This is a genomic window from Limnohabitans sp. Rim8, from assembly GCF_945869175.1.
In the GTDB taxonomy this organism is placed as follows: Bacteria; Pseudomonadota; Gammaproteobacteria; order Burkholderiales; family Burkholderiaceae_C; genus Limnohabitans_A.
The window spans coordinates 1-7,354 of the sequence record NZ_CAMBNZ010000115.1 but is presented as its reverse complement, the minus strand read 5'-3'; the positions used below and the strand labels follow the sequence as shown (position 1 = coordinate 7,354).

Here is a 7,354-nt window from a genome sequence, read left to right as displayed (position 1 = left end):
CAATGCGCCTTTGTAGGCCGTGGTGCTGATGCCTTCAGCGTGCCCCAAGGCTGCAGTGGCGAGGGTGTCTGTCATGTGCAACGATGCCCCATTACAATTGGTGGATTATTTTCGGAGAAATATACATGTCGACTTCTCAAGATGACAATGAACCCGTGGTTTGGGCTGTTTTAGCGGCTGCAGTTTTGCTGGCCGTGGGCGTAGCGGTTGGTGTAGGCATTGCCAAGAGCAAGAAAGCAGCGCCTGCTGCACCTGCGGCTGTCACAGCGCCCACTGCCGAAGCGTCTGCCCCTGCAGCCGATGCCTCTGCCCCTGCTGCCGCTGCAGTGCCAGCTTCCGAGGCCTCTGCTGCCAAGTGAAGGGTCCCGCGGACAGCTGAAAACCCGCCAAGGCGGGTTTTTTTTCGTTTTTCCCGGGCTGATGCAGCTTGTACCCAGTCTGTAACCATTCCAAGGTCACCGCGCAGGTTACCATCCGTCATGTAATTTAGTTACCACGCCAATTCAGGCGTCACCACATGACACTTCACCCAATTTTGGTCGCCGTGACCGCCCGCATCATCGAGCGCAGCCGTGCCACCCGGCAAGCCTATTTGCAACAGGTGGACGCCGCGTCTGAGCGCGACCCTGGCGCTCAGCGCTTGGGCTGCGCCAATGTGGCTCACGCCTTTGCCGCCATGCCCGAAGGCGATAAAACCCGCGCCACGGCGCTGGACAAAATCAAAGTGGTGGCCCCCAGAGCACCCAACATCGGCATCGTCAATGCTTACAACGACCTGCTGTCGGCCCACGCGCCGCTGCAGCACTACCCTGATCTGATCAAGGACGAGGCCCGCAAGCTGGGCGCCACGGCCCAAGTGGCCGGGGGGGTGCCGGCCATGTGCGACGGCGTGACCCAAGGCACGCCGGGTATGGAGCTGAGCTTGTTCAGCCGCGATGTGATCGCCATGGCCACGGCCGTGTCGCTCAGCCACGACGTGTTCGACGCGGCCCTGATGTTGGGTGTGTGCGACAAGATCGTGCCGGGCTTGTTGATTGGTGCCTTGCAGTTCGGCCATTTGCCCACGGTGTTTGTCCCTGCAGGTCCCATGACCAGCGGCCTGTCCAACAACGAAAAATCCAAAGTGCGCGAAAAAGCAGCGCTGGGCCTGGTGGGTCGCCCCGAGTTGCTCGAAGCCGAATCTGCCGCCTACCACGGCGAGGGCACTTGTACTTTTTATGGCACGGCCAACAGCAACCAGATGCTGCTCGAAGCCATGGGCCTGCATGTGCCCGGCACGGCTTTCATCAATCCGGGGGAGGGTGTTCGCGCAGAGCTGACCCGCGAAGCGGCCCGCACCGTGCTGGCGCTGGTCAAAGGCCCAAATTTCACCCCCATCGGCCGTTTGGTCGACGAGCGCTGCATCGTCAACGCCATGGTTGCCTTGCTGGCCACAGGCGGCTCCACCAACCATTTGATCCACTGGGTGGCGGTGGCGCGTGCGGCGGGCATCGTGATCGACTGGGACGATTTTTCGGCCCTGTCGGATGTGGTGCCCCTGCTGACTCGCGTCTACCCCAACGGCAGTGCCGACGTGAACCAGTTCCAGGCTGCTGGTGGCCCGGGCTATGTGATCCGCGAACTGCTCGACGCTGGCCTGATGCACGCCGATGTGCTGACTGTGCGCACAGGGGGCTTGCGTGAATTCACGCGCATCCCGGCAGCGCAAAACGGCCAACTGTTTTGGCATGAGGCTGGAGCCAGCCAAGACGACACCGTGGTGCGCCCCGCGTCCAGTCCCTTCAGTGCCTCGGGTGGACTCAAGCTGTTGCAAGGCAATCTGGGCCGCAGCGTGATCAAGATCTCGGCCGTGCCCGAGGCCCTGCACACCATCGAAGCGCCGGCCCGCGTGTTCAATTCGCAAGACGAATTGCAGCAAGCCTTCAAGTCCGGAGAACTGGACCGCGATGTGGTTTGTGTGGTGCGCTGGCAAGGCCCGCAAGCCAACGGCATGCCCGAGTTGCACAAACTCACGCCGCCTCTGGCGGTGCTGCAAGGCAAGGGCTTCAAGGTGGCGCTGGTGACCGATGGCCGCATGAGCGGTGCCTCGGGCAAAGTGCCTGCGGCCATCCACGTCTCGCCCGAGGCCGCAGCCGGTGGCCCTTTGGCCAAGGTGCAAGACGGTGACCTGATTCGCCTCGATGGTGTCGCAGGCACATTGCAGGTGCAGGTGAGCGAGGACGAATGGGCCGCCCGCCCACTGGCCCCAATGCCCACTGAGCTGCGCGTCGCCAACGGCATGGGCATGGGCCGTGAACTGTTTGCCAACCTTCGCCGCAATGCGCTCAAAGCCGAAGAAGGAGCCTGCACATGGCTTTAACCCCAACCCCGATGTTGACCGCCCTGCAAGTGATGCAGGACGCCCCCGTGATCCCGGTGATCGTGCTCACAGACGTCGCCCATGCGGTGCCCATGGCCCGCGCTTTGTTGGCTGGTGGCATCCGCATGCTGGAGATCACCTTGCGCACCCCGCAGGCGCTGGCTTGCATGGAAGCGATTGCCAATGAGGTTGAAGGCGCGGTGGTTGGCGCGGGCACGGTGCGCAGCGCAGCGGATGCGGCGGCTGCAGTCAAAGCGGGCGCCCGTTTTGCGGTGAGCCCCGGCTACACCCCTGCGGTGGGGCAGGCCTGCCAAGACTTGGGCCTTGCTTTGTTGCCCGGTGTGGCCACGGGCAGCGAAATCATGATGGCGCAGGAAGAGGGCTACAACGAGCTCAAGTTCTTCCCGGCCATGCAGGCAGGCGGCCCCTCCATGCTCAAGGCCTGGAGCGGCCCGTTCTTTGATGTGAAGTTCTGCCCCACGGGTGGCGTCACGCCACAAAACGCCAACGATTTTCTGAGCTTGCCCAATGTGGCTTGTGTGGGCGGTTCGTGGCTGGTGCCTGCGGATGCGTTGGCTCAAGGCGATTGGGCGCGCATCGAGGCACTGGCCCGCGAAGCCAGCCAAATTCAGCGCAAGCCCTGACCTGCTGCGTATTCGGCCCGCTGGATCAGCTCCACCTTGTAGCCATCGGGGTCGGTCACAAAGGCGATCACGCTGGTGCCGCCTTTGACCGGGCCAGGCTCTCGGGTGACGTTGCCGCCAGCGGCCTTGATCTTGTCGCAGGCGGCATAAACATCCGGAACGCCCAGCGCGATGTGGCCGTAGGCCGAGCCCATGTCGTAGGATTCGACGCCCCAGTTGTAGGTCAATTCCAGCTCAGCGTGCTCAGGGTTGTGACCGTAGCCCAAAAAGGCCAGCGAGTATTTGTACTCCGGGTTTTCCGAGGTGCGCAAAAGGGTCATGCCCAACACCTGGGTGTAGAAGTCGATGGCGCGCTGCAGGTTGCCCACGCGCAGCATGGTGTGAAGGAGTCTCATGGTTTGTTTCCAGTGGGGGAGGGCATGTCAAAAACCAGGCAAGCGGTGCTGGCATGGGCGTACAGGGTGCCGTCAGGCCCGACCAACCGGGCCTCGGCCGTGGCCAGTTGGCGGCCGCAGTGCACCACCTGGCCAATGGCCCGCACGCGTTGTACTTTGGGGGTGAGGGCCTTGACCAATTTGAGGCTCAGGTCGGCCGTGGTGTAACCACGCCCGGGCGGCATCATGGTGTGCACCGCACAGCCCAGCGCCGAGTCGAGCAAGGTGGCAAACCAGCCGCCGTGCACGGTGCCCAGCGGATTCATGTGGTTCAAGCCCGGGGTACCTTGAAAAATGGCTTGGCCCTCACTGACTTCGATCAGCGTGAAATCCAGTGTTTTGGCGATGCTGGCGTAAGGCAAATCGCCGCAGAGCAGTCCTTGCATGACTTCCAAGCCGGTTTTGCCGGCCACTTGGTCGGGGCGTGCCACGCCAGGGCCTGCGCCGGCATCCAGGCGTTGGCGCACGACCCGCTCTTGATCCAACCAGGCTTCGAGTAAAGAAGTAGAGGGGTTCACAAAAATAGATTTTCTTCAAACAGGCACGGTGTAGTTGAGCGCCATGCGACCGCCGTCCACGGTGACGATTTCACCGGTGATGTAGCTTGCCGCATCGCTGGCCAAAAACGCAACCACTTTGGCGACTTCGTCGGGCTCGCCCAGTCGCTTCATGGGTGTTCGCATCATGATTTTCTTTTCGGCCGCTTCGCTGGTCAGCACCGCTTGGCGGGCCAATTCGGTGGCAATCGTTCCAGGGGCCACCGCGTTCACACGTATACCAAAGTCAGCCAATGCCAAAGACATGGCGCGCGTCAGTTGGTTGATGCCGCCTTTGCTCACGTTGTAGCTGGCAATATTGGGGATGGCCAGCACGGCATTGACCGAACTCATGTTCACGATGGCGCCGCCCCCAGTGCTTTTCATGGCGCGGGCAGCGGCTTGGCCCATCAAGAACGAGCCTTTGATGTTGACGTTGATGACCGCGTCGAAGTCCTCTTCGGTGACGTCCAGAAAATCAGCGGCCCTGAAAATCCCCGCGTTGTTGACCAGCACATCCAGGCGACCAAAGGCCTGAAGCACATGGTCCACCAGCGCATCGACATCGGCTTTGCGCGAGACATCACAGGCCATGAAACCGGCGCTGTGGCCTTCGCTGCGCAGTTCGGCGGCCACAGAGGCGCCACGCTCGCTGTTCACATCGGCCAGCACCACATGGGCCCCTTCCGACGCAAAACGGCGGGCACAGGCTTCGCCAATGCCGTTGGCGGCACCCGTGACGATGACCACACGGCCTTGCAAGCCGAAAGAAAGGGTGTTGGATAAGGGCATGGGTTGGACTCCTTTTTGGGGCGGGATTGGATGCCTGACAACATGCTGCCACAGGCGCCATGTAGAGAGTGTCACGAAGAGGCTCCATTGTGCTTTTTCAAGCAGTTCCAGACCATCGACACGGTCACGGCAGCCGAATGGGCATCAAGTAACATGGGTGGTCTTTCAAACAGCCCCATGTCGGGCGCATCAGGAGCGAGCAATGTTCAGTCACGTCATGGTCGGGGTCAAAGACCTCGAAGCTTCCAAAAAGTTTTACGACGCCGTGTTGGGCACCGTGGGCATCGCTCCGGGTGTGGCCAACAACCAGCGTTATTTTTACCGCAGCCCCACCGGCTCGTTCGGCATCACCACGCCCATCAATGGTCAGGCCGCTTCGGTCGGCAACGGCACCACTTATGGTTTCAAGGCGGCCTCGGTGGAGCAGGCTGAGGCCTTTCACGCCGCTGGCATGGCCCATGGCGGTGTGACCTGCGAAGACCCTCCAGGTTGGCGCGAGGGCCCTTCTGGCAAGTTGTTCTTGGCCTATTTGCGTGACCCCGATGGCCACAAAATTTGCGTCTTGCATCGCCCTGGATGAAGGCGCCGCCCAGACTGCAGACCTTGGTTGAAGAGGGCCTGATCGACACCGTGGTGCGCCAGCTCATGAGTGGCAAAGAAGCCATGGTGTTTGTGGTGCGCTGCGGTGACGAGACCCGCTGCGCCAAGATCTACAAAGAGGCCACCCACCGCAGTTTCCGCCAGGCGGTCGACTACACCGAGAACCGCAAAGTCAAAAACTCGCGCTCGGCACGCGCCATGGCAAAGGGCAGCAAGTTTGGCAGGCAAGAACAAGAGGCCGCCTGGCAAAGCGCCGAGGTGGATGCTTTGTACCGCCTGGCCGCAGCGGGGGTGCGCGTGCCCAAACCCTTCAACTTTTTTGACGGCGTTTTGCTCATGGAGTTGGTGACCGACACCCATGGCGATGCTGCACCGCGGCTGAACGATGTGGCCTTCACCTCTGAGCAAGCCCTGCAACACCATGCCACCTTGATTGCCGAGGTGGTACGCATGCTGTGTGCAGGCGTGGTGCATGGTGATTTGTCAGAGTTCAATATTTTGTTGGCGCACATTCCCGGTGAAGGCGATTTGCCCGGCGTGGACGAGCCCGTCATCATCGATTTGCCCCAAGCCGTGGACGCGGCCGGCAACAACCACGCTCAGCGCATGTTGCTGCGTGATGTGGGCAACCTGCGCAACTTCTTTGGGCAATTTGCCCCTGGACTGCTCAAGACCGACTACGGCCCCGAAATATGGAGCCTGTACCAAGCCGGATTGCTCAGCAACGAAACAGCCCTGACGGGTCGTTTTGAACGGTCCACCGCCGATGTGAACATGGCCGCTGTACTGCGCGAAATCGACGATGCGCATGACGAAGAAATGGCCCGTCGATCGCGCATGGCCACCCCTGCTGTTGGCGTGGGATTGTCTTGAATCGCCCATGAGCTTGGCCTCTCCAGTCTGCGTTGCTGTGCCCCACGCTGTTTCGCGCCTGCGTACCGCTCGTCTGGCCCGCAGCGCCAAACCGTTTTTAGCCCGTGGTGGCACCCAAGGTGCGCGTTGCCCCGGTTGCCGCTTGGTGCCCAGCCATTGCATCTGTGCTCTGCGCGCCAGCTGGCCCACCCATGCGGGCATGTGTTTGCTCATGGCCGACATCGAGCCCCTCAAGCCCAGCAACACCGGCTGGCTGATTGCCGATGTGGTGCAGGACACTTTTGCTTTCGGTTGGGCACGCACCGAAGTCGACCCGGCCATGCTGGCGCTGCTGGCCGATCCGCAGTGGCAGCCGGTGGTGGTGTTTCCGGGTGAATTTGTCGAGCCAGAGCGGGTGACCGAGACAGCTCAAACGCCGGCTGCGGGCAAACGCCCGCTGTTCATTTTGCTGGACGCCACTTGGCCCGAAGCCCGTAAGATGTTTCGCAAAAGCCCTTATCTCAATGCCTTGCCCGTGCTGAGCTTGAACTCCGAAAAGGTCTCGAATTACAAACTGCGCCGTTCGCGGCGCGATGACCACTTTTGTACCAGCGAGGTCGCTGCGCTTTGTTTGCATCTGGCGGGCGAAGCCCCCGCTGCGCATGCGATGCAGGCCTGGCTTGAGGTGTACACCCACCACTACCTGCAAGCCAAACACCAGCTGCCGCCCGATTTGGAAGGGCCAGCGCATTCACAATTGCGGGGATTGAAGTTGGCCTGAGCCCATAACCCCTGAACTTGCACAAGGAGCCTGCGTGAACCTTCCCCCATCCAACCACCCGGTCGCCCTGTCCCGCACGGTGGAGCGCTTGGTCACCGGCCAGGCGACCTCGGACGGTGCAGGCGTCAAGCTCAGCCGCATCCTCACGCAAGACCTTCAGCACCGGCTGGACCCCTTTTTGATGCTCGATGCCTTTGGCAGTGACAAGCCCGACGACGACATCGCCGGTTTTCCGGACCATCCGCACAGGGGTTTTGAAACTGTGACCTACATGATCGCCGGGCGCATGCTGCACCGCGACAGTGCGGGCAACGAAGGCCTGCTGCAAAACGGCGGTGTGCAATGGATGACCGCTG

10 protein-coding genes are annotated in these 7,354 nt (G+C 61.6%); 7 read left to right on the top strand and 3 right to left on the bottom strand.

Annotated features, from left to right (window positions below; translation table 11 throughout):
* The first annotated feature begins 125 nt into the window (after window positions 1–125).
* The 3 genes from Q0O19_RS13370 (at window position 126) to eda (ending at window position 3,003) form a co-directional block, all read left to right on the top strand.
* Entirely contained in the window at window positions 126–359 is a 234-nt protein-coding gene (locus Q0O19_RS13370) for a hypothetical protein (protein ID WP_295523764.1), read from the top strand.
* A 158-nt stretch (window positions 360–517) separates the two neighbouring features.
* A complete protein-coding gene (edd, locus tag Q0O19_RS13365) occupies window positions 518–2,359 on the top strand; it encodes a phosphogluconate dehydratase (protein WP_295523762.1) in 1,842 nt (613 codons plus the stop codon).
* Window positions 2,350–3,003 (top strand): bifunctional 4-hydroxy-2-oxoglutarate aldolase/2-dehydro-3-deoxy-phosphogluconate aldolase, encoded by a 654-nt coding sequence (gene eda, locus Q0O19_RS13360; RefSeq protein WP_295523760.1) that lies wholly within the window; start codon window positions 2,350–2,352, stop codon window positions 3,001–3,003. The genes edd and eda overlap by 10 nt, the downstream gene beginning before the upstream one ends.
* On the opposite strand, the gene gloA is transcribed toward eda, so the two are convergent.
* Genes gloA through Q0O19_RS13345 form a run of 3 tightly spaced genes read right to left on the bottom strand, consistent with a single transcriptional unit; the run spans window position 2,988 to window position 4,765 of the window.
* On the bottom strand, window positions 2,988–3,398 hold the full coding sequence (gene gloA, locus Q0O19_RS13355; RefSeq protein ID WP_295523758.1) for a lactoylglutathione lyase: 411 nt from the start codon (window positions 3,396–3,398) through the stop codon (window positions 2,988–2,990). The genes eda and gloA overlap by 16 nt on opposite strands.
* On the bottom strand, window positions 3,395–3,955 hold the full coding sequence (locus Q0O19_RS13350) for a PaaI family thioesterase (protein ID WP_295523756.1): 561 nt from the start codon (window positions 3,953–3,955) through the stop codon (window positions 3,395–3,397). Before Q0O19_RS13350 ends, gloA begins: the two co-directional genes overlap by 4 nt.
* Before the next feature lie 15 nt (window positions 3,956–3,970).
* On the bottom strand, window positions 3,971–4,765 hold the full coding sequence (locus Q0O19_RS13345) for an SDR family NAD(P)-dependent oxidoreductase (RefSeq protein ID WP_295523754.1): 795 nt from the start codon (window positions 4,763–4,765) through the stop codon (window positions 3,971–3,973).
* A gap of 202 nt (window positions 4,766–4,967) precedes the next feature.
* On the opposite strand from Q0O19_RS13345, the gene Q0O19_RS13340 reads away from it, so the two are divergent.
* From Q0O19_RS13340 to Q0O19_RS13325, 4 genes are all read left to right on the top strand, one after another.
* Window positions 4,968–5,345, top strand: a complete 378-nt coding sequence (locus Q0O19_RS13340; protein ID WP_295523752.1) for a VOC family protein — start codon at window positions 4,968–4,970, stop codon at window positions 5,343–5,345.
* Window positions 5,342–6,238 (top strand): PA4780 family RIO1-like protein kinase, encoded by an 897-nt coding sequence (locus tag Q0O19_RS13335; RefSeq protein ID WP_295523750.1) that lies wholly within the window; start codon window positions 5,342–5,344, stop codon window positions 6,236–6,238. Before Q0O19_RS13340 ends, Q0O19_RS13335 begins: the two co-directional genes overlap by 4 nt.
* Before the next feature lie 7 nt (window positions 6,239–6,245).
* The gene (locus Q0O19_RS13330) at window positions 6,246–6,998 is read left to right on the top strand and encodes a tRNA-uridine aminocarboxypropyltransferase (RefSeq protein WP_295523748.1); all 753 of its coding nucleotides are present in this window, start codon (window positions 6,246–6,248) and stop codon (window positions 6,996–6,998) included.
* Between the two features lie 34 nt (window positions 6,999–7,032).
* The coding region (locus tag Q0O19_RS13325) for a pirin family protein (RefSeq protein WP_295523746.1) at window positions 7,033–7,354 on the top strand (322 nt) is incomplete at its 3' end.

Coding starts and splice junctions, on each gene's coding strand:
- Q0O19_RS13340 (WP_295523752.1), top strand. CDS start 4,968: ATGTTCAGTCACGTCATGGTCGGGGTCAAAGACCTCGAAGCTTCCAAA.
- eda (WP_295523760.1), top strand. CDS start 2,350: ATGGCTTTAACCCCAACCCCGATGTTGACCGCCCTGCAAGTGATGCAG.
- Q0O19_RS13330 (WP_295523748.1), top strand. CDS start 6,246: ATGAGCTTGGCCTCTCCAGTCTGCGTTGCTGTGCCCCACGCTGTTTCG.
- edd (WP_295523762.1), top strand. CDS start 518: ATGACACTTCACCCAATTTTGGTCGCCGTGACCGCCCGCATCATCGAG.
- Q0O19_RS13370 (WP_295523764.1), top strand. CDS start 126: ATGTCGACTTCTCAAGATGACAATGAACCCGTGGTTTGGGCTGTTTTA.
- Q0O19_RS13335 (WP_295523750.1), top strand. CDS start 5,342: ATGAAGGCGCCGCCCAGACTGCAGACCTTGGTTGAAGAGGGCCTGATC.
- Q0O19_RS13345 (WP_295523754.1), bottom strand. CDS start 4,765: ATGCCCTTATCCAACACCCTTTCTTTCGGCTTGCAAGGCCGTGTGGTC.
- gloA (WP_295523758.1), bottom strand. CDS start 3,398: ATGAGACTCCTTCACACCATGCTGCGCGTGGGCAACCTGCAGCGCGCC.